The following is a 25,921-nucleotide window of genomic DNA, read 5'->3' on the forward strand; positions in this document are numbered from 1 at the left end:
ACCGCCGTGGTCCGCGAGGTTGACCCCGGCGTGCGGGGCACCGGGCTCCGCGGACAAGGAAACTCAGTCATGGCACGGATTCTCCTGATCGTTTCGGCCGCCGGGCACCTGCGGCTCGCCGACGGCACCGACCACCCGACCGGCTACTGGGCCGAGGAGGTCGCCGAGTCGCACCGGGTGCTCACCGAGGCCGGGCACCACGTCGACATCGCGACCCCGGACGGGCGGCGGCCGTCCGCCGACCCGATCAGCCTCGACGGCGCGGGCGCGAAGTACCGCGCGTACCTCGAGTCGCTCGCGGGCCTGGCCACGCCGCTGAAGCTCGCGGACGTCGGTGTCGACGGCTACGACGCGCTCTACCTGCCGGGCGGCCACGCGCCGATGACCGACCTGGCCGTCGACCCCGCGCTGGGCCGCCTGCTCACCGCCGCAGACGACGCGGGCAAGGTCGTCGCGGCCCTCTGCCACGGTGCCGCCGGGCTGCTCTCGGCCCGCCGCGCCGACGGGACGTTCACCTTCGCCGGCCGCGCGATGACCTCGTTCAGCGACGAAGAGGAGCGCCAGGGCGGCCTGGGGGAGAAGAGCCCGTACTTCGTCGAGTCGCGGCTGCGCGAGGAGGGCGCCGCGGTGACGCCGGGTGCGGCGTGGTCGAGCACGGTCGTCGTGGACCGGAACCTCGTCACGGGGCAGAACCCGCAGTCCAGTGTGGACACCGCGGTCCGCGTCGCGCGGATCTTGGCGACTGGATCGATTTCGTGAAAATGCCACCACTTCCGTGCGGGAACAAATGCGGACCAAAAGCCTGTCGGTGAATATCCGACCGGACGGACGGGGCATTTCGGCGTCGTGACTTCCGGTAGTCGATCGGGTGTCCACAGTGGTTGACGCCGCAGGTCGGCACTGAGGATGACGTGGGAAACTGCTGCGTCCGGTCCAGGATCGATAGGGCATTCGGCCCAACTCTGCGGATTGCGTATCCCACAGTGCGGTCTTGCGCTTTAGTGTTGCGTGATTCTTCGTCATGAATCGCACTGGGGAGTGAGATGAAGTCGACGTCACCGCCGTGGTTTTCGCGCGCCCATTCACCGTCGGGGGCCGACGCCGAGCGATGACGCACGCCGGCTGCATCAGACGTTTCGCGGAAATCGCGCGGCAGTCGCCGGACCGGATCGCCGTCGTTGAGCACGACTCCTTGGTGCGCTACGCCCGCCTGGCCGAACTGGCCGGCGGGCACGCCGCCCGGCTGCTCGACGCCGGTGTCCGGCCGGGCGAGTTCGTCGGCCTGGTCACCGGGCACGGCACCGCCGCGATCGCCGCCATTCTCGGCACCCTCGCCGCGGGCTGCGCCTACGTCCCCCTCGACCCGACCTTCCCGCGGGACCGCCTCGCCCACCAGGTCGCGGCGGCCCACGTCACCGCCGTGCTCACCGATCCCGACCACGAGGACCTCGCGGAAGCGTTGTGCCGCACCGGGTCCACGCGGGTGGTCCGGTCCGGATCGGACACCGCGCCGCTGCCCGTGCCCGATCCGGACCCCGGTGCGACGGCCTACGTGCTGTTCACCTCCGGGTCCACCGGCACGCCCAAGGCGGTCGCGCAGACCCACCGCAACCTGCTGCACGTGGTGGACAACCAGATCGCCACCCTCGGCATCACCGCCGCCGACCGGATCAGCCTGCTGGCCTCCTTCGGCTTCGACGCCGCGATCCCCGACCTCTACCCGGCGCTGCTGACCGGCGCCGCCGTCGTCCCGATCGACGTCCGCGCCCACGGCGTGGCCCACGCGGCGCGCGAGCTCGCGCGGCACCGGGTCACCGTCTACCACTCGACGCCGACGGTCTACCGCTACCTGCTCGACGCCCTCGACGGCGACCTCCCGTCGGTGCGGACCGTGCTCCTCGGCGGCGAACAGGCCACCTACGCCGACGTCCGCCGCGGCCGTTTCGCCCCGGATTGCGTGTACGTCAACGGCTACGGCGCGACCGAGGTGACCTTCGCCGCGCAGTACCGGACCACCGCCGCCGCCGTCGACCCGGACGCGACCGGCCCGCTGCCGATCGGCGCGGCCCTGCCCGGCTACACGCTCACCGTGCTCGACGGCGGCGAGCTCGAAGTGAGCGGCGAGTACGTCGTCGACGGCTACCTCGGCCGGCCGAGCCCGGCGTTCGGCACCGGCGCGGGCGGCGTCCGCACCTACCGCACCGGGGACCTCGGCCGGGTGCTGCCCGACGGCACGCTCGTCTGCCTCGGCCGCCTGGACCGGCAGGTCAAGGTCCGCGGCTTCCGCGTCGAGCTGACCGAGGTCGAGGCGCGGCTCGGCGACCTGCCGGAAGTGGCCGAGGCACGCGCGATCGTCCGCGACGGCGAGCTGCTCGCCTACGTCGTCCCGGCCGGACCGGAACGCCCGGACGGGAAGGCCCTGCGGGACGCGCTGGCCGCCGTGCTGCCCGCGCACGCGGTCCCTTCGGCCGTCACCGCGGTCCCGGCGTTCCCGCTCACCGTCACCGGCAAGCTGGACGAGGACGCGCTGCCGGACCCGCGCCCGCCCGCGCCCGTCACGGCCGGGCCGATGACCTCGGCCGAGCGCCGGGTGCACGCGATCTGGTGCGCGGTGCTGGGGCACGACCGGATCGGCACCGGTGACGCGTTCTTCGACGTCGGCGGGCATTCGCTGCTGCTGGGCCGCGTCCAGCAGCGGCTGGCCGCCGAATTCGACGTCGCCGTCCCGCTGCTCGGCCTCCTCGAACACCCGACCGTCGCGGCGCAGGCGGCCTACCTCGATTCGTCCACTTCGGACGATTCGCCGGTCGTCGCCGAGGGGGCGGACGACGAGCCGGGCAGCGACCTGATCGCCGTCGTCGGGCTCGCCTGCCGGTTCCCCGGCGCGCCGGACGCGGACGCGTTCTGGTGGAACCTCTGCGCGGGCGTCGATGCCGTCCACGACTACTCCGACGACGAGCTGGCCGCGCTCGGCATCGGTCCCGGCCTGCGCGCCGACCCGGCACACGTGCGCGCTGGCGGCCGCCTCGAAGGTGTCGAGGACTTCGACGCGGAGTTCTTCGGCTTCACCGCGGACGAAGCCGCGCGCACCGATCCGCAGCACCGTCTCTTCCTGGAGACGGCGTGGCGGGCGTTGGAGGACGCGGGCCGCGACCCGGCGAAGGAACACGGCCCGGTCGGCGTCTTCACCTCCGCCGGGGTGAACCGGTACTTCCTGTTCCACCTGTTCGGGAACCCGGCCGTGGGCGGGGACGTCGACCCGGACGACTGGGAGGGCAGGCTGCTCGGCCGCCAGCTCACCGACCACCTGCCCGGCCAAGTCGCCTACCGGCTCGGCCTGACCGGGCCCGCGGTGTCGGTCCAAAGCGCCTGCTCCAGCTCGCTGGCCGCGGTCGGGCTGGCCGCGCAGAGCCTCGCCGAGTACCGGTGCGACCTGGCGATCGCCGGGGGTGTGAGCGTCACGTGGCCGCGGTACCGGGCCGGCGGCATGGCTTCGCGCGACGGCCGGTGCCGCTCGTTCGACGTCGCCGCCGACGGCGCCGGCTTCGGGTCCGGCGCCGGGGTCGTGGTGCTGCGGCGGCTCTCGGACGCGCTCGCCGACCGCGACCACATCCACGCCGTGCTGCCCGGCTGGGCGATGACCAACGACGGCGCCGACCGCGCGGGGTACGCCGTGCCGAGCCCGGCGGGCCAGGCGGCTGCGGTCGCCGAGGCGCTCGCGGTCGCCGAGGTCGACCCGGCCGAGGTCCGGCTGATCGAGGCGCACGGCAGCGGCACGCCGCTGGGCGACGCCATCGAGGTGGCCGCGCTCAACCGGGTGTACCGGGACGTCCCGCCCGGGACGTGCGCGCTCGGCTCGGTCAAGACGAACATCGGGCACCTCGACGCGGCCGCCGGGGTGGCCGGCCTGATCAAGGCGGTGCTGGCGGTGCGCCGCGGCGTGATCCCGCCGAACCTGCACTTCACCTCGCCGCACCCGGAGGTCGACTTGGCCGGCGGGCCCTGTTACGTGCCGGTCAAGGCCGTCGACTGGCCGGACGCGCCGCGGCGGGTGGCCGGGGTCAGCGCGTTCGGCATGGGCGGGACCAACGTCCACGTCGTCGTCGAGGAGGCGCCCGGCGCCGGGCCGCGCGTCACCGCCGACGGCCCGTACGTCCTGCCCGTGTCGGCGCGGGACCGGAATGCCTTGCGCGAGGCGCTTTCCGCGCTGCGGGACCGGCTTGCCACCGATCCGCCGGACCTGGCCGACGTCGCCTACACCTTGGCGGTCGGACGCCGGGAGTTCGCCTGCCGCGCCGCCGTCGTCGCGACGACCGCCGCTGAAGCGGTCGAGTCCCTCGGCACCCTGCTGACCGGCGACGGCGACGTCGCCGGACCACCCGGTGCGGCCAGGGAGCTCGCCGTCCGCTGGGCCGGTGGCGCCGCCGTCGACTGGGCGGCCCGCCCCGACGGCGCGGAGCCGGGCCGGGTGCCGTTGCCCGGTTACCCGTTCCAGCGCGCCAGGTTCTGGATCGACCCGCCGGCGCCGGGACACCACCCGTGAGCCGCACGCACGACCACCCGGCCGCCACCGCGGCCGGGCCGAACTGGGGAGTTCACCGTGACCGACACGTTGCCCGTCGCGGGCATCCACGGCCCGCCACTGTCCTATCCGGACACGACGGTCGCCGGACTGGTCCTGGCGTGGGCCCGGCGGACGCCGGACGCGCTCGCCGTGCGGCAGGGCGGCACCCGGCTCACCTACGCTGAGCTCGTCGCCGCCGCCTGGGGCGTCGCGGCCGCGCTGCGCGAGCACGGCGTCGGCCCGGAAACCCGGGTCGGGGTGTGCGCTCACCGGCGGCCCGCGCTGGTGGCCACCGTGCTCGGCGTGCTGCTGTCCGGTGGCTGCTACGTCCCGCTCGACCCCGGCGGGCCGCGGGCCCGGCTGACCGGGATCGCCGCCGACGCCGGGGTTTCCGTCGTCATCGGCGACGCCGCGGTCGCGGAGTTCGGTGCGGTGGCCGGGATCGCGGCGCTCGACGTGCCGCCACCCGCCGCGCCCGGGCACTGCCCGGCCTCGCCGGACGGCACCGCGCACGTGCTCTACACCTCCGGCTCGACCGGGCGGCCGAAGGGCGTGCGCACGACCCACCGCAACATCGTCGCGTTCATTACCGGGTTCGCCGAGCGGCTCGGCCTCGGCCCCGGCACGCGCACGCTGGGCATCTCCTCGCTCGGGTTCGACGCGTTCACGATGGACGTCTTCGTGCCGCTGGCGGTCGGCGGTTCGGTCCAGCTGGCGAGCACGGCCGACCGCGCGGACCCGGAACGGCTGCGGCGGTTCCTCGTCGAGCACGACGTGAACTGGGGGTTCATCACCCCGACGCTGCTGTCGCTGCTCGGCCCCGCCGACGTGCCCGGCTGGCGGGTCGTGGCCTGCGGCGGCGAGCCGGTGCCCGCCGAGCTGGCCGCCCGCTGGCTGCCCGGCCGCCGGTTCTTCCACGTCTACGGCCCGACCGAGACGACCGTCGTCGTGGTCACCGACGAGGTCACCGGCCTGCCGTCGGATTCCCTGCCGCTCGGCACGCCGACGCCGAACCACCGCGCGCACGTCGTCGACGACCAGCTGCGGCCGGTCGCGCCGGGCGAGGTCGGCGAGCTGCTCGTCGGCGGACCCGGGCTGGCCGCGGGCTACCTGAACAGCCCGGAGCTGACCGCGCGGAAGTTCGTCGAGGACCCGTTCACCCCGGGGGAGCGGCTCTACCGCACCGGGGACCTGGCCCGGCTCCGGCCGGACGGCAGGCTGGAGTTCGCCGGCCGCGCCGACCGCCAGGTGAAGGTCCGCGGGCAGCGGATCGAGCTGGGCGAGGTCGAGGCCGCGCTGGGCGCGCACCCGGACGTCGAGGCGGTCGCGGTCGAAGCGGTCCCCGGCCCCGGTGGCACCCGGCTGGTCGCCTTCCTCACCCCGGAGTCGGCTCCGTCCGATGCGGACATCCACGCCCACGCCGGGTCCCGGCTCACCGAAGCCATGCGCCCGGCGGTGATCCGGCGCCTGGCCGTGTTGCCGGTCAACGCCGTCACCGGAAAGATCGACCGGCCCGCGTTGCGCGCCTTGGCCGAAGGCGAACCCGAGGTCGTGGAGGAGCCCGCGTCGCCGGTCGAGGCAGTGTGGCGGAAGGTGCTCGGCCCGGGCGCCGGGACCGACTTCCTGCTGTCGGGCGGCGATTCGATCGCGGCGATGCGGCTGGTCGCGGCCCTGCGGAAGGACCTCGCCGCCGACGTGTCCGTCGAAGACGTGCTCGCCGGGCGAACTCTCGACGGGCTCATGCGGCGGGTCGCCGCAGCCGCTCCGCTCACCGGCCCGGGCCTGACCACCGGGCACGCGCCCGCGTTGTCCCCGCCGCAGCGGCGGCTGTGGTTCCTCGACCAGCTCGCGCCCGACGCGGCGCCGTACAACATCGCGATGGCGTTCCGGCTCTCCGGGCCGCTGGACGTCGGCACGCTACGAGCGGCCCTTCGCGCCGTGGCCGAGCGGCATGACGTGCTGCGCTGGCGGATCCGGCCGGTCGACGGCGTTCCGGTGGCGGAGTGCCTGCCGCCCGGCGACGTCCCGCTGGCGGTCGTGCCCGTGACCGAAGCCGCGCTGCCCGACCGGCTGGCCGCCGACGCCGCGGCACCGGTCCGCCTCGACCGGGAACCGCCGTGGCGGGTGCGGCTCTACGAGTTCGGCCCCGACGAGCACGTGCTCGGCTTCACCCTGCACCACGCCGTGTTCGACGGTTGGTCGCAGGAGCTGCTGTGCGCCGACCTCACCGCGGCCTACCGCGGGGAAGCGCTGCCCGCCCTTCCGGTGTCCTATGCGGACTACGCGGTGTGGCGTGCCGACCGGGACCGCCGCCGGGAGGCCGTCGACCTGGCCTGGTGGACCGAGCACCTCGCCGGTGCGCCGTCCACAGTGGACCTGCCGCGCGACCGGCCGCGCCCGCCGGTGCAGACCTACCGCGGCGCGACCCACTTCGAGGCTTTCCCCGACGGCGTCGCGGCGGCGGTCGGCGACCTGGCCACCCGCACCGGCACCACCCGCGCCGGGGTGGTGCTGGCGGCGTTCGGCCAGCTGCTGTCCCGGCTCACCGGCGGCGACGACCACCTGGTCGCCACCGTCGTCGCGGACCGGCAGCTCGCCGAAACCCAGGACGTCGCCGGGTTCTTCGTCGACATCGTCCCGGTGCGGCTGCGGGCCGGGACCGAAGACTTCGCCACGCTCGCGCGGCGGGGCGGCGAGGAGCTGCTGGCGGCGACCGCACACCCGGCGGCTCCGATCGACCGGCTCGTGGACGCACTCGGCGTGCCCCGCGACCCCACGCGGGCACCGCTGGTGCAGGTGATGGTCAACGTCCTCAACTTCACCGAACCCGCGCTCGACCTGCCCGGCGTCCGGTCGGCGTGGGTGCCGGTGGCCAAGCCGGGGTCGCCGTTCGACCTGACCGTCTACGTCCTCGACCGCGGGGTCGAGCTGCTCTACAACCCGGACCTCTTCGACGCGGCCCGGATGGCGGCCCTCGCCGAGGACTTCACGGCTTTGCTCGCCGCACTGGTCGCCGAGCCGGACGGGCCCGCCGGAGCGTGCGCGCCGGAGCTTCCGCGCGCGTCGGTCCGCACCGCCGCGCCGGGCGCGTCCACCCGCGGGCAACCTCAGGCGGCCCCGGGGGCGCAGGTCGATCCGGCCGCGCTCGCCGCGACCGAGGCGCTCATCGCGGCGACCTGGCGCGCCGTGCTCGGCCTCGACTCCGTACGGGTGACCGACAACTTCTTCGACATCGGCGGGCACTCGCTGGCCCTGGTCCAGGTGCACGCCGAGGTCACCGCCCGGCTCGGCCGCCGCATCCCGATGGTCGACCTGTTCACCCACCCCACCGTCCGCGCCCTCGCCACCCACCTCCACGCGGGGGCCGCGCCCAACCCGGAGCTCGCCCGCGCCGCCGAGCGCGTCGCCGCCCGCCGGGGGCGCACCCCGTCCAGAAGACCCCGCCGCGGTGCCGGCACGACCGGCCAGGAACAGGAGCAGAACCAGTGACCCACGACCTCGAACCCGACGCCGGCGCGGAACCGATCGCCATCGTCGGGATGGCCGCCCGCGTCCCGGGTGCCGGTGACCTCCGGCAGTTCTGGCGCAACCTCGTCGACGGTGTCGAGTCCATCAAGCCCGCCACCCGCGAGGAACTGCTGGCCCGCGGCGCCGATCCGGCCACTTTGGACGATCCGAGCTGGGTCAACGCGACGACGGTGGTCGAGGGCTTCGACGAGTTCGACGCCGACCTGTTCGGCATGACCAGCCGCGAGGCGGAGATCACCGACCCGCAGCACCGCGTGTTCCTCGAAGCCTGCCACTCGGCGCTGACCGACGGCGGCTACGACCCGGCCCGCTACGCCGGCGCCATCGGCGTCTACGGCGGCACCGGCCGGACCGGTTACCTGATCGAAAACCTCCTGCGCAACGAGCGCGTGATGGCCTCGCAGCACGGCGGCATCGGGATGTCGACCGGCAACCAGCCGAGCTACCTGACGACGTCGGTGTCCTACAAGCTGAACCTGCGCGGCCCGAGCCTCGCCGTCCACACTGCCTGCTCGACGTCGCTGGTCGCGGTGCACCTGGCGTGCGAGGCCCTGCGCAACGGCGAGTGCGACATGGCGCTGGCCGGTGGGGTGAACCTGGAGATGCCGCACGGCATCGGCTACATGGGAGTCGAGGGCTTCACCTCGCCGGACGGGCACGTCCGCGCGTTCGACGCCGGCGCCAACGGCACGGTGTGGAGCAGCGGCGTCGGCGTGGTTCTCGTGAAGCGGCTGGCGCAGGCACTGGAAGACGGCGACCACATCCGCGCGGTGGTGCTGGGCAACGCGATCAACAACGACGGCGCGACCAAGGTCGGGTTCTCGGCGCCGAGCGTCGCCGGGCAGACCGAGGCGATCGCGCAGGCCGTCGGCATGGCCGGGGTGGACCCGCGCACGATCGGCTACGTCGAGGCGCACGGCACCGGGACCGCGCTGGGCGACCCGATCGAGATCACCTCGCTGTCTACTGTGTACGGCCACGGCGTGCCGGACACCGGCTGGTGCGCGATCGGCTCGGTCAAGTCCAACATCGGCCACCTCTCGCAGGCGGCCGGGGTCGTCGCGCTGATCAAGACCGTGCTGGCGATGGAACACGGGCTCATCCCGCCCACCATCAACTACGAGACCCCCAACCCGGGCATCGACTTCCCGAGCAGCCCGTTCTACCCGGCGCGGACCGTGACGAAGTGGGAGGCGGGCCCCACCCCGCGCCGGGCGGGCGTCAGCTCGTTCGGCGTCGGCGGCACGAACGCCCACGTCGTGCTGGAGGAGGCGCCGGTGCCGCAGCGCACCCGCCGCCCGCGCCCGGCGCACCTGCTGCGCGTCTCGGCCAAGACGGCGGACGCGCTGGCGGTCGCGGTGGACCGGCTCGCCGACCGGCTGGCCGGGGACGTCGACCTCGACCTCGCCGACGTCGCGCACACCCTCGCGGTGGGGCGCACCGAACACCCGCACCGGGCCGTCCTCGTGGCCCGCGACGCCGAGGACGCGGTCGACGGCCTGCGCGACCCGCGGCGCCTGGTTTCCGGGCACGCCGACGAGCTGAAGGTGGCGTTCCTGTTCTCGGGCCAGGGCGCCCAGTACGCGGGGATGGGGGCCGAGCTCTACCGCACCGAGCCCGTGTTCGCCGCGGCCGTCGACGAGTGCTGCGACCTGGCCGGGATCCCGGAGCTGAAGGAGCTGATCTTCGAGCGCGGCGGCGACGCGAAGCTGCGGGAGACCCGGTTCACCCAGCCCGCCCTGTTCGTCGTCGAATACGCCCTGGCGATGCTGTGGCGCAGCTGGGGTGTCCGGCCCGGCGCGATGATCGGCCACTCCGTCGGCGAGTACGTCGCCGCGACCGTGGCCGGGGTGTTCACCCTGGCCGACGCGCTGCGGCTGGTCGTCCGGCGTGGCGAGCTGATGCAGGCGATGCCCGCCGGGGCGATGCTCGCGGTCCAGCTCGACGAGGAGGCCGTCGCGAAGCGGCTGCCCGACAACCTCGCGATCGCCGGGGTCAACGGACCCGGCACCTGCGTGGTGGCCGGGCCGCGCGAAGCCGTCGCGGACTTCGCCGCACTGCTCAAGTCGAGCGACGTGCAGTGCCGGGAACTGGTGACCTCGCACGCCTTCCACTCGCCGATGATGGACCCGATCCTGGCGGAGTTCACCGAAGCCGTCGCTGCGGTGCCGCGCTCGGCGCCGTCGCTGCCGTTCCTGTCCAACCTGACCGGCGACTGGATCACCGACGCCCAGGCGACCGATCCGGGTTACTGGGCCGCGCACCTGCGCCAGGCCGTCCGGTTCGGCGACTGCGTCCGGACGCTGTTCGACGGCGGCGCGCGGTGGGCGCTCGTCGAGTGCGGGCCGGGCCACCAGCTGGCCGGGCTCGCCCGCGGCCAGGTGCCGAAGGGCCTGCCCGCGCCGCGGCCGAGCCTGCCCGGCCGCACCGACCGCGACGGCGACGTCGAAACGCTGCTCGCGGCCGCCGGTCTGCTGTGGACAGACGGGGTGCCGGTGGCGGCCACGACGGCCGGGCACCGCGTGCCCCTGCCGGGATATCCCTACGCGCGCAAGCGGTACTGGGTCGACCCGGACCCGAAGGGGGCTCACGTCGAGCCCGAGCGGCCGAGCGGGCCGCTGCCCCTCGACGAGTGGTTCGCCGTGCCGTCGTGGCGGCAGGCCGGGCCGGACCTGCGGCGCGAGCCGTTCACCGCGTGCCTCGCGTTCGTCGACGACGACGTCCTCCCGGGGCTGCTGCGCGACGCCGGGGTCGCCGTCACCGAGGTGCGGCCGGGCCCCGCGTTCGCCGTCACCGACACCGGCTTCACCATCCGGCCCGGGGTGCGCGAGGACTACGACGAGCTGGTCGCCGCGCTCGGCGACCGCCCCGAGCGCGTGGTCCACGCGTGGGCGCTCAGCGGTGTCGAGACCGGGATGGCCGCTCAGGACCGCGGGTTCTTCAGCGCGCTCAACCTGGTGCAGGCCTGGGGCGAGCCGGTGCGGATCGACGTGCTGAGCACCGGCACGGCCGACGTCACCGGCACCGGCCTGACCCGGCCCGAACACGCGACCCTCGCGGGCATCGCGCGGGTGCTGCCGCTGGAGGTCCCCGGCACGGTGGTGCGCCGGATCGACGTCGACGACGTCTGCGCGGCGGTCGTCGCGGAGCTGTTCCGCCCGGCGGACGCCCCGGCGGAGGTGGCGCTGAGCGGCGATCGCCGCTGGGTGCTCGAGTATTCGCAGGTCACCGTTCCCGCGGCTGCGCCGGTGCTGCGGGAGGGCGGCCGGTACCTGATCACCGGCGGCACCGGGGGCATCGGTGTCACGCTCGCCGAGGACTTCGCCCTGCGTGTGCGGGCCAAGCTGATCCTGCTGACCCGCGGTGGCCTGCCGCCGCGGGAAGAGTGGGACGCGCACCTGGCCGCCCACGGCGGCACCGACCGCGCCGGACGCGCGATGCTCGCCGTCCGGCGGATGGAGGCGGCCGGGTCCTTGGTGCACGTGCTGGCCGCCGACGTCACCGACCCGGTGCGGCTGCGGGAGGTCCGCGAGCTGGCCGAGCGCGAGTTCGGCGGGCTCGACGGCATCGTGCACGCGGCCGGGCTGCCGGGCGGCGGCGTCGCCGAAGTCAAGGAGCGCGCGGCCGCGGAAGCGGTCCTCGGCCCGAAGGTCGGCGGCACCCTGGCCCTGGCCGAGGCGTTCGCCGACCTGCCGATGGACTTCGTCGCGCTGTGCTCGTCGGTCACCGCGGTCTCCGGCGACTTCGGGCAGGTCGACTACTGCGCGGCCAACACCTTCCTCGACGCCTACGCCCGCGGCGACCACGGCTGGCGCGCCCGGGTGGTCTCGCACGACTGGGGCGGCTGGGACGAGGTCGGCATGGCCGCCGAGGTGGCCGCGCCGACGACGATCCGGTCGACCCGCGCGAAGGCGGACGGCCCGGTCGCGCACCCGGTGCTGAGCACGCGCACCGGCGACGCCTGCCACGGCCTGGTTTCGGCCGCCGGGCACTGGCTGCTCGACGAGCACCGCATCGCCGGGGTCCCGGTCGTGCCGGGCACCGGGCACCTGGAGTCCGTGCGGGCCGCGGTCGAAGCCGCGCTGCCGAAGCCCGGCGACGGCCACGTCGTCGAACTGCGGGATGTCGCGTTCCTGGAGCCGTTCTCGGTGCCCGAGGGCGCGGTCGCGGAGTACCGCGTCGGCTTCGAGGGCGGCGAGTTCACGGTGACCAGCCGGGTAGCCGGGGTGACCAAGGTGCACGTTCGCGGCTCGGCAGGCTGGGTCCCGGCGCCGTCGACGTCCACTGTGGACCTCGACGCGGTGAAGGGCCGGACCACCGTGCTCGACGACGGCAACGCCTTCGGCACCGGCCGGACCAGCATGGTCACCTTCGGCCCGCGGTGGGCCGCCCTGCGCACCCACCACGTCGGCGAGCACGAGGAACTCGCGTCGCTCGTGGCCCCGGAGGCGGCCGCCGCCGACACCGGCTGGGGGCTGCACCCGGCGATGCTCGACGTCGCGACGGCGTTCGGCCGCGGCCGGGGGAGCGGCACCTACCTGCCGATGAGCTACGGCCGGGTGGTCGTGCACGACGCGCTCCCGGCGAGCTTCCACAGCCACCTGCGGTACCGCGACTCCGGCGGCGACCAGGTCGTGGCCGCCGACCTGACGCTGTGCGGCGACGACGGCCGCGTCCTGGTCGAGATCGAGGACTTCGTGCTGCGCCAGGTCGACGAAGGCGCGGTGAGCGGCGGGCTCGCGGCGACCCCGCGTCAGTCCACTGTGGAGTCGACGGGCATCCGGCCGGTCGACGGCGCCGAGGCGTTCCTGCGGGCGCTGACCCCCGGCCTCGGGGGCCAGGTCGTGATCAGCACCCGGCCGGTGCGCGAGCTGTTCGCCCGCCGCGTGACCGCCGAGCTGATCGAGGAGACCGAAGAAGTCGCCGAAGTCGCCAAGCCACTCACCGAAGACGGCTACGTCGCCCCGCGCACCGACCTCGAGGCGGAGATCGCCCGCCAGTGGGCCGAGGTGCTGGGCGTCGAGCGCATCGGCGTCCACGACGACTTCTTCGCGCTCGGCGGCAACTCGCTGGTCGCCATCCAGCTGATCGCGCAGGTCCGCAAAACCACCGGCGCCCGGCTGGCGATGAAGACGCTGTTCGAATCCTCCACGGTGGCCGCCCTGGTCGAGCGGATCGAGGAGCTGCAGGCGGCACTTTCACGTGAAAGTGCCGCGCCCGCCGCGGAAGAACCGGCCGCCACCACCATCCCCAAGCTCGAGCGCTGAAGCAGGAGACCATGACCGACACTAAGGAATGGACGTTCCCGGCCTCGTTCGGGCAAGAGCGGATCTGGCTGTCCAACCAGCTCGACCCGGCGTCCCCGGTGTACAACCTGCCCTGCCAGGTCCGGCAGGACCTGCCGCTCACCGAAGGCCAGTGGCGGGCCGCGCTCGGCGTGGTCGTCGGGCGGCACGAGGCCCTGCGCACGGCGTTCCGCATGGACGGCGGCGGCGCTCGTCCAGGTCGTGCACGCCGACGTCCCGATCGAGCCCGAGGTGCACGACCTGCGCGCGCACCCGGACCGGGAGGCCGAAGCGGCCCGGCTGGCCGAGGCGATCGCGCGGCGCCCGATCCCGCTGGACGCCGCCCCGCCGTGGCGGGCCCAGCTGGCCCGGCTCGGCGACGCCGACTGGCTGCTCACCTTCGTCGTGCACCACACGGTGTTCGACGCCGGTTCGGTGCCGGTGCTGACCAGCGAGCTGAACGAGGCCTGCAACGCGGCCGCCGAAGGACGGCTGCCGAAGCTGCCCGAGCTGGCCATCCAGTACCCGGACTACTCGGCGTGGCAGCGCGGGCAGCTGCCGCTCGTGCGCGCCCAGCTCGACTACTGGCGCGAGCGGCTCGCCGGGGTGCCGCCGGTGCACAGCCTGCCGACCGACCGGCCGCGGCCCGCCGAGTTCGGGTTCGACGGCGACCAGGTCGACTTCACCCTGCCCGACGGACTCCTGGACAAAGTCGGCGAAGTCGGGCGCGGGCTGTCGGCGTCGCCGTTCATGGTGCTGCTGGCGTCGTACACCGCATTGCTGTCACGGCTCTCCGGCACGGACGACGTCGTCGTCGGGGTGCCGGTCGCCGGGCGGGACCTGCCGGAGCTGGCCCCGCTGATCGGCATGTTCGTCAACCAGCTCGCCATCCGCGTCGACTGCGGGGGCGAGCCGTCCTTCGCCGACCTGGTCGGCCGCGTCCGCACGGCCGTGCTGGACGCGATCGAGCACGGGCGCGTGCCGTTCCAGCTGGTCGCCGACGCGGTGCGCCCGGAGCGTGACCCGGCGGTGCAGGCGCTGTACCAGCTCGGGTTCAACTTCATCCCCGACTCCGGCATCGAGCCGGTCCGGTACGCCACGGCCAAGGACGACGTCGCGATCGACCTCACCGCGACCGGCGGACGGCTGCTGTACCGCACCGACCTGTTCGACCGGGCGACCGCGGAGTCCGTGGTGGACCGGTTCCTGCGCCTCCTGGTGGCCGCGGTCGACGACCCGGCCGTCGCGGTGGCCGACCTGCCGCTGCTCTCGGACGCCGAGCGCGTCCAGGTTCTCGAGGAGTGGAGCGGTTCGTCCACTGAGGACTCGCCGCTGTTCGTCGAGCGGTTCGAGGACCAGGTGCGCGCGACGCCCGACGTCGTCGCCATCGACCTCGGCGGGGTCCGGCTGACCTACGCCGAGCTGAACGCGCGGGCCAACCGCGTCGCACACCGCCTCGGCGCCGGTGGCCTCGTCGGGATCTGCGCGCCGAACTCGGCCGACCTGGTCGTCGGCGTGCTCGGCGCGCTGAAGAGCGGCGCGGCTTACCTCCCGCTCGACCCGGCCGACCCGGCCGCGCGGCGGGCCCTGCTCCTGGCCGACGCCGGCGCGCGCGTGGTGCTCACCGCGGGCGACGTCGCGGTCGAGGGGGAGACCCTCGCCCTCGACGACCCGGCGGGGTGGGCGGACTCGTCCCCGGAGAACCCGGCCCGGCCGGGACCGGACGACCTCGCCTACGTGATCTACACCTCCGGCTCGACCGGGCGGCCGAAGGGCGTCCAGGTCGCGCACCGCGCGCTCGCCACCTACCTCGGCTGGGCCCGCGAGGCGTACCCGAGCCTGGCGGGCCGGGCGCTGCTGCACACGTCGGCCTCGTTCGACCTGACGGTGACCACGCTGCTGGGCCCGCTCACGGCCGGTGGTTCCCTTGTGGACACCGGACGACCGGACTTCGTCAAGGCGACCCCGACCCACCTCGCCGTGCTGCCGGAGGAGTCCTACCCCACCGGAGATCTGGTGCTCGGCGGTGAGGCTCTGCTGGGCGAAGCCGTGCGGCCGTTCTCCGGGATCGCGGTCACCAACGAATACGGCCCGACCGAGGCGACCGTCGGCTGCGTGGTCCACCGGCTCGAGGGGCCCGTCAGCGGGCCGGTGCCGATCGGCCGTCCGACACCCGGAACGCGGGTCTACGTCCTCGACGACCGGCTGCGGCCGGTCCCGCCCGGTGTCGCCGGGCAGCTGCACCTCGCCGGTATCCAGCTGGCCCAGGGCTACCTCGGGCGACCCGAGCTGACCGCCGAACGATTCTTGGACGGCCCGTTCGGGCGGATGTACGCCACCGGCGACCTCGCGCGCTGGCGCCGTGACGGCACCCTCGAGTACCTCGGCCGCACCGACGACCAGGTCAAGCTGCGCGGCCACCGGATCGAGCCCGGCGAAGTGGAAGCCGCGCTGCGGGAACTGCCGGACATCCGCGACGCGGCGGTGGCGGTGCGCGACGAAACGCTCGTCGGGTACGTCGTCGGGAACGCCGACGGCGCGGCCGAAGCCCTGCGCGCCACCCTGCCGGAGTACCTGGTGCCGACCGTGTTCGTCACCCTCGACGCCCTGCCGGTGGCGGCGAGCGGCAAGCTCGACCGGGCCGCGCTGCCCGACCCCGAGCTCGGCGGGGACACCGAATACGTCGCCCCGAGCACGGCGGCCGAGGAGCTGGTCGCCGAGGTGCTCGGCGAACTGCTCGGCGTGGAGAAGCTCGGCGTGCACGACGACTTCTTCGCCCACGGCGGCAACTCGCTGCTGGCCATCCGCGCGATGGCCCGGATCCGCAAGCAGGTCGGCGTCGACCTGCCGGTCCGCGGCCTGTTCTCGTTCACCACGGTGGCCGGGCTGGCCGCCGAGGTCGAGCGGCGCCTGGAAGCCGACCTCGAAGCGCTCAGCGACGAAGAGGTCCGCGCCCAGCTGGCCGAAGGTGAGCAGGCGTGACGACGATCGACGAGACCAGCAGCGCGGCCGCCCGCCGCGCCCTGCTGGAACGGCGGCTGCGGCGGCGCGCCGAACCCGCCGCGACCATCACCCGGCGTCCGGACGGCGACCCGGTTCCGCTGTCGTACCAGCAGGAACGCGTCTGGTTCATGGAACAGTTCGCGCCCGGCACCACGTCCTACAACATCCCCGTGCCGATCCGGCTGACCGGACGGCTCGACGTCGGCGTGCTGCAAGCGGCCCTCGACGCCCTGCCGGTGCGGCACGAGGCGTTGCGGATGCGGTTCCCGGCCGGGGACGACGGGCAGCCGACCATCCACATTGAACCGACGGTCACCATGCCGCTGTCCATTGTGGATGCCGCGGACGAGGATGCGGCGCGAGCCGCCGTGGACGCCGCCGCGGCCGAGCCGTTCGACCTGGCCACCGGCCCGCTGCTGCGCGCGACCCTCGCCCGGATCTCGGACGACGAGCACCTCCTCGCCGTGTGCACCCACCACATCGTCGGTGACGGCTGGTCGGTCGACCTGCTGCTGCGCGACCTCGCGGCGCACTACCACGGCACGGCGGGCGCGTTGCCGGAGCTGACCATCGGCTACGGCGACTTCGCGCACTGGCAGCGCCGGACCCTGACCGGCACCGAGCTGGACCGCCAGCTCGACCACTGGCAGCACACCCTCCGCGGCGTCGAACCCCTGGAGCTGCCGACCGACCGGCCGCGGCCGGCGACCCAGACGTTCGACGGCGCGATCCACGAGTTCTTCGTCGAGCAGGATCTCGCGCGGGCGCTCGGCGAGCTGAGCCGCGAGCACGGCGTCACCCTGTTCATGACGCTGCTGGCCGCCTACCAGGTGCTCCTGGCGCGGTACTCCGGGCAGGAGGACTTCGCGGTCGGGTCGTCGTCGGCCGGGCGCGGGCTGCCCGAGCTGGAAGGCGTCGTCGGCATGTTCATCAACATGCTGCCGCTGCGCGCCCAGCTCGACGGCGACCCGACGTTCGCGGAGCTGCTGGCGCGGACCCGGCGGCACGTGCTCGACGCGTTCGACCACGCCGACGTCCCGTTCGAGCGGCTGGTCACGGCGCTCGGCGTGCCGCGTGACGTCAGCCGGTCGCCGGTGTTCCAGGCGATGTTCGCGCTGCAGAACTACGAAATGGGCCGGCTGGACGCGGCCGGGAAGTCCGCGGTGGACTTCCGGTGGCTGCCGATGGACCTGCCCGCGACCCGGTTCGACTTCGAGTTCCACGCCATCGAGGTCTCCACCGGGCTGATCGGCAAGTTCGTGCACAACACCGCGCTGTTCGGCGCGGAGACGGTCGCCGGGATGGCGGACCGCCTGGTCACGCTGCTGCGCTCGATCGTCGCCGACCCGGCCCGGCCGGTGTCGGAGCTGGACCTGCTCGGCGCGCAGCGGGACCTGGTGCTGAACCGCTGGAACGCCACGGCGGGGGAGATCCCGCCGGGCACGCTCCACGGCCTGGTCGAAACGCAGGTCACGCGGACTCCGGACGCCCCCGCGCTGACCTTCCGCGGCGAGTCGCTGACCTACCGCGAGGTGGACGAGCGCGCCAACCGGCTCGCCCACCGCCTGCGGGACCTCGGCGTCGGGCCGGGCACGCTGGTCGGCGTCTTCGCGCAGCGGTCGTTCGAGCTCGTCGTCGCGCTGCTCGGCGTGCTCAAGGCGGGCGGCGCGTACGTGCCGCTCGATCCCGAGTACCCGGCCGACCGGCTCGCGTTCATGCTCGGCGACGCGGCCGCGCCGGTCGTGCTGACCCAGGCCGCCCTGCGTGACACCCTGCCCGGAACCACCGCGACCGTCGTCGTGCTCGACGACCTCGCCGAGACGGCCGGGCAGCCCGCCACGGCACCGGAACCCCTGGCGAGCGCGGAAGATCCCGCGTACGTCATCTACACCTCCGGCTCGACCGGGCGGCCGAAGGGCGTCCCGAACGGGCACCGCGGCATCGTCAACCGCCTCGGCTGGATGCAGGACGCCTACCGGCTCGACGGCTCGGACGCGGTGCTGCAGAAGACTCCGGCGAGCTTCGACGTCTCGGTGTGGGAGTTCTTCTGGCCGCTGCTCACCGGTGCCCGGCTGGTGCTCGCCGAGCCCGGCGGCCACAAGGACGCGGCCTACCTGCGGGAGCTGCTGGTCACCGAAGGCATCACGACGGCGCACTTCGTGCCGTCGATGCTGACGTTGTTCCTCGCCGAGCCGGGGGTCGATGCCGTGACGGCGTTGCGGCGGGTCGTCTGCAGCGGCGAAGAACTGCCGCTGGACACCGCCCGCGAGTTCGTCCGGCGGCTGCCGCACTGCGAACTGCACAACCTCTACGGCCCGACCGAAGCCGCGATCGACGTCACCGCCTGGCACTGCACGCCCGAGGCGCTGGCCGAGGTGTCATCGGTGCCGATCGGGGCGCCGATCCGCAACACCCGGATCTACGTCCTCGACCAGCGCGGCAACCCGTGCCCGGTAGGCGTTCCCGGCGAGCTGCACATCGCGGGCACGGGCCTGGCGCTGGGCTACCACAACCGGCCGGAGCTGACGGCCGAGCGGTTCGTCCCGGACCCGTTCCACGGCGGCCGGATGTACCGCACCGGCGACCTCGCGCACTGGCGCCCGGACGGCACCCTCGGCTTCCTCGGGCGGCTCGACCATCAGGTCAAGCTGCGCGGCCTGCGCATCGAGCTGGGCGAGATCGAGACGGCGCTGCGTGAGCAGGACGGCGTCCGGGACGCGGCGGTGCTCGTCCGCGAGGACACGCCGGGGGACAAGCGGCTGGTCGGGTACGTCGTCGGCGACGCCGACCCCGCCGCGCTGCGGACGGCGTTGAAGCAGACGCTGCCGGACTACATGGTGCCGCCGTCGTTCGTCACCCTCGACGAGCTGCCGCTCACGCCGAACGGCAAGCTCGACCGCAAAGCCCTGCCCGCCCCGGTCGCCGCGCGGGACGCGAGCACGGCCCTCGTCGAGCCGTCGACCCCACTGCAAGTGCTGCTCGCCGACATCTGGCGGGACGTGCTCAAGGTCGACGAGCTGGGCATCGACGACGACTTCTTCGACCTGGGCGGGCATTCGATGCTCGCCACCCAGGTCGTCGCGCGGATCGCGAAGGCCGGGCACCAAGCGGGCGTGATGGACCTGTTCCAGCACCGGACGATCCGCGACCTGGCGACGTTCCTCGAAGGCGACCGCGACGACTCGGGGCACCTGCTCTACGAACTGACCAAGCCGGTCGCGAAGCCGACGTTGACGTACGTCTGCTTCCCGTACGGCGGCGGCAGCGCGATCGTCTACCAGCCCCTCGCGGACGCGCTGCCCAGCGGGTATTCGCTGTTCTCGGTGGCGATCCCGGGCCACGACGTCGGCCTGTCCGAGGAGGCCGTGCCGTTCGACGAACTGGTCGAGCGCCTCGCCGACGAGGTCCTCGAGCGGATCGACGGCCCGCTGGCCATCTACGGGCACTGCGGTGTCGGCAACGCCCTCGCCGTCGGCGTCGCCCGGCGGCTCGAAGAACGCGGCCGGGCGCTCGAGGTCGTCCACATCGGCGCGATCTTCCCGTTCGCGCGGATCAAGGGCGCGGTCGGCACGCTGCGGACCCGGCTGGAGAAGCTGCGCAGCAACCGGTACTACGCGAACTGGCTCAAGGGCATGGGCGTCGACACCGACGACCTCGACCCGGCGCAGGCCGACCGGATCATCAGCACCATGCGGGCCGACAGCCGCGCCGCCGAGGAGTACTTCAGCGGCCTGCTCGACGCCCGCGTCGCCAAGCTGCGCGCGCCGATCGTCTCGGTCGTCGGCTCGGAGGACCCGGTCACCGACTACTACGCCGAGCGGTACCGCGAGTGGGAGTTCCTCACCGACCGCACCGCGCTCGTCGTGCTCGACCAGGCCGGGCACTTCTTCCTGCGCTACCGCGCGGACGAGCTGGCCGAGATCCTCACCAAGGTGCATCCCGCGCTGGACGACCCCGGCGAGCTGCACGTCTCGGCCCGGGGCGAGGACGCGGGCTGGGCGGTGCACGACACCCACACGTCCACAGTGGACGAGAAGCCCGCGGTGAAGCCGAGCTTGGCCCGGTTCGTCACGGTCACCGTCGGCCAGCTGGTGTCCTCGACCGGCTCCGCCCTGACGTCGTTCGCGGTGCCGATCTGGCTCTACACGAAGACGGGCTCGGTCACCGACCTCGGCCTCCTCTGGGCGCTCGCATTGCTGTGCGGGGTCCTGGTGCTGCCGGTCGCGGGCGCGCTGGTCGACCGCGGTGACCGGCGGAAGATCATGATCGCGGCCAGCGCCGTCGCCGGGCTCATCCAGCTGGTGCTCGCGCTGCTGCTGACCACCGGAACCCCGCAGCTGTGGTTCATCTACCTGCTCATCCCGCTGGGGTCGGTGGCGGGCTCGCTGCAACGCATCGCTTACCAGTCGTCGGTGGCGCAGCTGGTGCCGAAGCAGTACCTCGGCCACGCGATGGGCCTCGCCCAGCTGTCCAACGGCTTCGCCCAGCTGCTCATGCCGGTGATCGCGGCCGGACTGCTGGCGGCCATCCAGCTGACCGGGATCCTGGTCCTCGACATGGCGAGCTACGTGTTCGCCATCGTCAGCCTGCTGTTCGTCCGGTTCCCCGACCTGCTCGGCTGGCGCCCGCGCGAGCCGCTGCTGACGGCGATCGCGGGCGGGCTGAAGTACTCGTGGAACCACCGCGGGTTCCGCACGATGCTGCTGTACTTCGCGCTGGCCAACGTCTTCCTGGCGCCCGCGCTGGTGCTCGTCTCGCCGCTGGTGCTGTCGTTCGGCACGGTCACCGACGTCGCCCAGGTCGCGCTGGCCGAGGCGGTCGGGGCCGTGGCCGGCGGCATCGGCATGGCGCTGTGGGGCGGCCCGCGGCACCGCCGGATGGTCGGCGTGCTCGTCGGCAACGTCGGCATCGCCCTCGGCAGCCTCGTGATGGGGCTGCGGCCGTCGCTGGTCGTGGTCGCCGCGGGCGTGTTCCTGCTGGCCGCGGCGATGGCGGTGTCGCAGGGCATCTACGCGACGCTGGTGCAGGTCAAGGTGCCGCAGCGGTTCCACGGCCGGGTGTTCGCGATCAACCAGACGATCACCTGGTCCACGCTGCCGATCGGGTTCGCGGTGCTCGCGCCGCTGGCCGTCGGCTGGTTCTCGCCGCTGCTCGCGCCCGGCGGCGCCCTCGCGGGGTCCGTCGGCTCGGTCCTCGGCACCGGCGAAGGCCGCGGGGTCGGGCTCGCGTACGTCGTCTACGCACTCATCCTGCTGCTGATCAACGCCGGTGGGTTCGCGGTGCGGCTGCTGCGGCGGTTCGACACCGAGGTGCCCGACTCGCTGCCGGACGACCTGGTCGGCGCGCAGGAACGGGAGCGCAAGCTCGCCGGGAAGGAGGCGGCGTGAGCGTCGTGGTGCTGATCAGGGAGGCTCGCGGGCACTGGGTCGGGGAAGTGGCTGCCGCCGTGCACGCGGCGGGCCACCGGGCGGTGCTGCTCGCGCCGCCGATCGACGCGGCCGAACGCGCGTCGCTCAGCACGGTCGTGGACGAGATCGTGGCCGTCGAGGACGTCTACGACGCCGAAGCCGTCGCAGCGAAGATCTGCTCGGCTTTCGGGATCCCGGCCGCGGTCGTGACCGGCTCGGACGGGGCCATCGTGAGCACCGCCCGGGTCGCGGAGCTGCTCGGCGTCGCCCGCTGCCCGGCTTCGGTGTTCGCCCGGTGCGCCGACAAGTCCGCCGTCCGCGAAGCCCTCGCGGCGGCCGGGCTGCCGGGGCCCGCGTTCGCGCTGATCTCGTCGGCTGCGGAAGCTGCCGCCGTGGCGGAGCGGGTCGGGCTGCCCGCGATCGTCAAGCCGGTCAACGGGGCGGGCAGCAACCTCGTCCGGACGGTGTCCACAGTGGAGGAACTGGCAGCGGCCTACGAGCTGCTGGCCGCGCGGCTGCCCGAGTCGCCGGACCCGCGCTACCGCCGCCGGTTGGGCGCCCTCGACCCGGCGCAGACGTTCCTCGTCGAGGGTCTGCTGCGGGGCCCGGAGTACGCGGTGGACGTGCTCGTCCGGGACGGTGTCGTCGAGCCGGTCGAAATTCTCGACAAGCCGCTGATCGACGAGCGCAAGTTCGAGCTGGCCCTGTCCTGCCCGCCTGCGGGGTTGTCCGAGGAGCGAGCCGCGCTGGTCACCGACGCCGCGTCGGCCGCGGTGCGCGCCCTCGGCCTGGACAACACGGTCGCGCACGTCGAGGTGATCGACGACGCCGACCGCGGCCCGACGATCGTCGAGGTCAACGCGGGCCGCCCGGCGGGCTCGATCATGCCGCTGCTGGCCAAGCTGCGCACCGGCATCGACGTCTTCGCCGAGCTGACCGCCCTCGCTCTCGGCGCGCCGCCACCGGCACGGGAACCGGCGAAACTGCCGATCCCGCTGGGCATGCTGATCCTGTACGCCTCGGGTTCCGGCCGCCTGAAGGAGGTCGGCGGGCTGGACGAGGTCGCCGAGCTGCCGGAGGTGGTCGACGTCGTCACCACGGTGTCGCCGGGGCAGGTGCTCACCGACGAGCAGGAGACCTACGCGGTCAACCTGGTCGTCGCCGGGTTCGCCGACCACGACGACCTCGCCGCCCTGCACGCCGAGGCGAGCAAGCTGATCCGGCTGGAGGTGGAATGAAGACCGCCTTCATCGTCCGCGAGACACGTGGGCACTGGATCCGGGACTTCGCGCAGGCCGTTCGCGACGCGGGGCTGCGGCCTGAGCTGGTCACCGAACCCCTCGACGACGCCGAGCGGGCCGAGCTGGCCTCGGTCGTCGAGGGCTTCGTGGTCGTCGACGACGTCCGGGACGCCCCGGCCGTCGCCGACGCGCTCCGGGACCGGGCGCCCGCCGCGGTGCTGACGGGGGCCGAGGGAATCATCGCGAGCACGGCCCGGGTCGCCGAACTGCTCAGTGTCGCGCGCTGCTCGGCGGACGCGCTCACCTTGGCGCACGACAAGTTCGCCGTCCGCCAGGCGCTCGCCGAGGCGGGCCTGCCGGGGCCGCCGGCCGCGTTGTTCGCCGGCGCGGGTGACGCCGCGCGGATCGCCGAGGAGGTCGGTCTCCCGGCGATCGTCAAGCCGGTGAACGGCGCGGCGAGCACCCTGGTCCGCACGGTGTCCACAGTGGAGGAACTGGCCGCGGCCTACGACCTGCTCGCCACCCGGCTGCCGGAGAACGCGGACGCGCGCTACCACCGGCCGCTGCCGAACGGGCTCGACCCGCGGCGGGTGTTCCTCGTCGAAGGCCTGCTGCGCGGACCGGAGTACGCGGTCGACGTCCTGGTCCGCGACGGTATGGCCGAAACCGTCACCGTCGTCGGCAAGCCGCTCATCGACGAGCGGAAGTTCGAGCTGGGCATGGTCGTCCCGCCGTTCGGGCTGACCGAGGACCGGGCGGCGGCGATTCGGTCGGCCGCGTCCGCCGCGGTGCTCGCCCTCGGCCTCGACCAGACGTGCGCGCACGTCGAGGTGATCGACGACGCCGACCGCGGCCCGGTGGTCGTCGAGGTCAACGCCGGGCGGCCCGCCGGGGGAGCGCAGCCCGCGCTGCTGAAGCTCGCCACCGGCATCGACGTCACCGCCGAAGCCGTCTCGCTCGCCCTCGGCACCCCGCCGCCCGCGCGGGGCACCGGCCTGCCCGTGCCGGTCGGCTACCTGATCGTCTACGCCGAAGGCTCCGGGCGGCTGGTGCGCGTCGAGGGCACCGCCGAAGTCACGGACCTGCCCGAGGTCCTCGAAGTCGTCACCATCGTTTCCCCCGGCCAGGTTCTGACCGACGACCAGGAGATCTACGCGGTCAACGTCCTCGTCGCCGGGTTCGCCGACGCCGACGACCTGGCCGCCCTGCACGCCGAGGCCACCAAGCTGGTCCGATTCGAACTGGAGAACGCATGACCGCCGATCTCGCCGCGCCTTCAGGGCAGCTGCAGGGCAACGAGCACACTCAGATCGCCGTCTTCCCGGCCGCGGACTTCGCGGCGGTGGAGGCACAGCTGCCGCACCTGCGGGCCCACCTGCGCGACCACGGCGCGGTCCTGCTGCGCGGCCTGCCCGTCGACCTCGAGCTGTTCAACCGGGTCACCGAAACCATCGGCGGGGCCCTGCTCACCTACACCGAGCGGTCGACCCCGCGCTCGGCCGTGGCGGGCAACATCTACACCTCGACCGAGTACCCGCCCGCCGAGTCGATCCCGATGCACAACGAGAACTCCTACTCCGCGAGCTGGCCCGCGCGGCTGTTCTTCCTGTGCGACACCGCCGCGGAGACCGGCGGGGCGACGCCGATCGCGGACAGCCGGGCGGTGTACCGGATGCTGCCCGAAGACCTCCGCGAGCGGTTCGCGGGCGGCGTCACCTACGCGCGCGCGTTCCGGGAAGGCCTCGGTTTGACCTGGCAGGAGGCCTTCCAGACCGAGGACCGCGCCGTCGTCGAGCACTACTGCGCGCGCAACGGGCAGACCTTCGAATGGACCGAGGAAGGGTTGCGCACCAGGCACGTCCGGCCGTCCTTTGTGGAGGAACCGCACACCGGCGAGACCGTGTGGTTCAACCAGGCCAACCTGTTCCACGTCTCGAGCCTCGGCGAGGAGGTCAGCGAGGCGCTGCTGGAGCTGTACCCGGAGGCCGACCTGCCGCGCAACGCGTACTTCGCCGACGGCAGCCCGATCCCGGACGCCGACCTGGCGAAGATCCGCGAGGTCTACGATGAGGTCAGCTACGCGTTCCCGTGGCAGCCCGGCGACATCATGGTGATCAACAACATGCTGATGGCCCACGGCCGCGAGCCGTTCACCGGCAAGCGGCGCATCCTCGTGGCGATGACCGGATGACCGCACCCGTCGTGGTGCTCCTCGCCCACCCGCGGCCCGGCAGCTTCAACCACGCCCTCGCGGCGCGGATCGTCGGGACGCTGGAACGGGCCGGGGTGCCGGTGCGGTTCCACGACCTGTACGCCGAACGCTTCGACCCGGTCCTCAAGGCGGAGGAGGCCTACACCAGCGGGACCCGGGCGGAGGAGTTCCTCGCCGCCGAACCGGATCCGCTGGTGCGGCGGCACCGGGAAGAGCTGCGGGACGCGGGCGGGCTGGTCGCCGTGCACCCGAACTGGTGGGGCAAGCCGCCCGCGATCCTCGGCGGCTGGCTCGACCGGATCCTCGTCCCCGGCGTCGCCTACCGGCTCGACGACGCCGGGGGCGCGCCGGAACCGCTGCTCTCCCTGCGGCGGCTGCTGGTCGTGAACACCTCCGACACCACCGAGGACCGCGAGCGGACGTTGTTCGGCGACCCGCTCGACGCGATCTGGCGGCGCTGCCTCGCGCCGTACCTCGGAGAACCGGAGGTGCGCCGGGTGGTGCTGCGCGTGGTGGCCGACGCGGACGACGACCGCCGGGCGGCGTGGCTCGACGACGTCGAAGCCGAAGTGCGGACACTGTTCGGTGGTCACTGACCGGTTCCGGCCACTTCCGGCGCAGACCTTGATCGGGTTTCCGGCACCGTGCGATTCTCGGCCCGACCGCCACCGGAGGAACCG

The 25,921-nt window shown here is 73.8% G+C and carries 10 protein-coding genes; all 10 read left to right on the plus strand.

All coding sequences use genetic code 11. The features are described 5' to 3' along the window. The first annotated feature begins 69 nt into the window (after positions 1–69). The 10 genes from QP939_RS38295 to QP939_RS38340 all read left to right on the plus strand — a co-directional run bounded on the left by QP939_RS38295 (position 70) and on the right by QP939_RS38340 (position 25,837). On the plus strand, positions 70–759 hold the full coding sequence (locus QP939_RS38295; protein WP_285451351.1) for a type 1 glutamine amidotransferase domain-containing protein: 690 nt from the start codon (positions 70–72) through the stop codon (positions 757–759). Positions 760–1,108: 349 nt separating this feature from the next. Next, on the plus strand, positions 1,109–4,543 hold the full coding sequence (locus QP939_RS38300) for a beta-ketoacyl synthase N-terminal-like domain-containing protein (RefSeq protein ID WP_285451352.1): 3,435 nt from the start codon (positions 1,109–1,111) through the stop codon (positions 4,541–4,543). Positions 4,544–4,600: 57 nt separating this feature from the next. Beyond that, on the plus strand, positions 4,601–8,053 hold the full coding sequence (locus QP939_RS38305; RefSeq protein ID WP_285451353.1) for an amino acid adenylation domain-containing protein: 3,453 nt from the start codon (positions 4,601–4,603) through the stop codon (positions 8,051–8,053). Next, positions 8,050–13,359, plus strand: a complete 5,310-nt coding sequence (locus tag QP939_RS38310; RefSeq protein ID WP_285451354.1) for a type I polyketide synthase — start codon at positions 8,050–8,052, stop codon at positions 13,357–13,359. Before QP939_RS38305 ends, QP939_RS38310 begins: the two co-directional genes overlap by 4 nt. 240 nt (positions 13,360–13,599) lie before the next feature. After that, positions 13,600–16,359, plus strand: a complete 2,760-nt coding sequence (locus tag QP939_RS38315; protein WP_285451356.1) for a non-ribosomal peptide synthetase — start codon at positions 13,600–13,602, stop codon at positions 16,357–16,359. Next, positions 16,356–21,767, plus strand: a complete 5,412-nt coding sequence (locus QP939_RS38320; RefSeq protein ID WP_285451357.1) for a non-ribosomal peptide synthetase/MFS transporter — start codon at positions 16,356–16,358, stop codon at positions 21,765–21,767. Before QP939_RS38315 ends, QP939_RS38320 begins: the two co-directional genes overlap by 4 nt. Next, positions 21,764–23,026 carry an ATP-grasp domain-containing protein gene (locus QP939_RS38325; protein ID WP_285451359.1) on the plus strand — a complete coding sequence of 421 codons (1,263 nt, stop codon included), beginning with the start codon at positions 21,764–21,766 and terminating at the stop codon, positions 23,024–23,026. The genes QP939_RS38320 and QP939_RS38325 overlap by 4 nt, the downstream gene beginning before the upstream one ends. Beyond that, on the plus strand, positions 23,023–24,285 hold the full coding sequence (locus QP939_RS38330) for an ATP-grasp domain-containing protein (protein WP_285451360.1): 1,263 nt from the start codon (positions 23,023–23,025) through the stop codon (positions 24,283–24,285). The genes QP939_RS38325 and QP939_RS38330 overlap by 4 nt, the downstream gene beginning before the upstream one ends. Beyond that, positions 24,282–25,220 carry a TauD/TfdA family dioxygenase gene (locus QP939_RS38335; protein WP_285451361.1) on the plus strand — a complete coding sequence of 313 codons (939 nt, stop codon included), beginning with the start codon at positions 24,282–24,284 and terminating at the stop codon, positions 25,218–25,220. The genes QP939_RS38330 and QP939_RS38335 overlap by 4 nt, the downstream gene beginning before the upstream one ends. Continuing rightward, positions 25,217–25,837: an NAD(P)H-dependent oxidoreductase gene (locus tag QP939_RS38340; protein ID WP_285451362.1), complete on the plus strand. Its 621-nt coding sequence runs from the start codon at positions 25,217–25,219 to the stop codon at positions 25,835–25,837. Before QP939_RS38335 ends, QP939_RS38340 begins: the two co-directional genes overlap by 4 nt. The last annotated feature ends 84 nt before the right edge of the window (positions 25,838–25,921 follow it).

Origin of the sequence: Amycolatopsis nalaikhensis, assembly GCF_030264295.1 — a bacterium.
In the GTDB taxonomy this organism is placed as follows: Bacteria; Actinomycetota; Actinomycetes; order Mycobacteriales; family Pseudonocardiaceae; genus Amycolatopsis; species Amycolatopsis nalaikhensis.

Coding starts and splice junctions, on each gene's coding strand:
- QP939_RS38335 (WP_285451361.1), top strand. CDS start 24,282: ATGACCGCCGATCTCGCCGCGCCTTCAGGGCAGCTGCAGGGCAACGAG.
- QP939_RS38295 (WP_285451351.1), top strand. CDS start 70: ATGGCACGGATTCTCCTGATCGTTTCGGCCGCCGGGCACCTGCGGCTC.
- QP939_RS38340 (WP_285451362.1), top strand. CDS start 25,217: ATGACCGCACCCGTCGTGGTGCTCCTCGCCCACCCGCGGCCCGGCAGC.
- QP939_RS38300 (WP_285451352.1), top strand. CDS start 1,109: ATGACGCACGCCGGCTGCATCAGACGTTTCGCGGAAATCGCGCGGCAG.
- QP939_RS38330 (WP_285451360.1), top strand. CDS start 23,023: ATGAAGACCGCCTTCATCGTCCGCGAGACACGTGGGCACTGGATCCGG.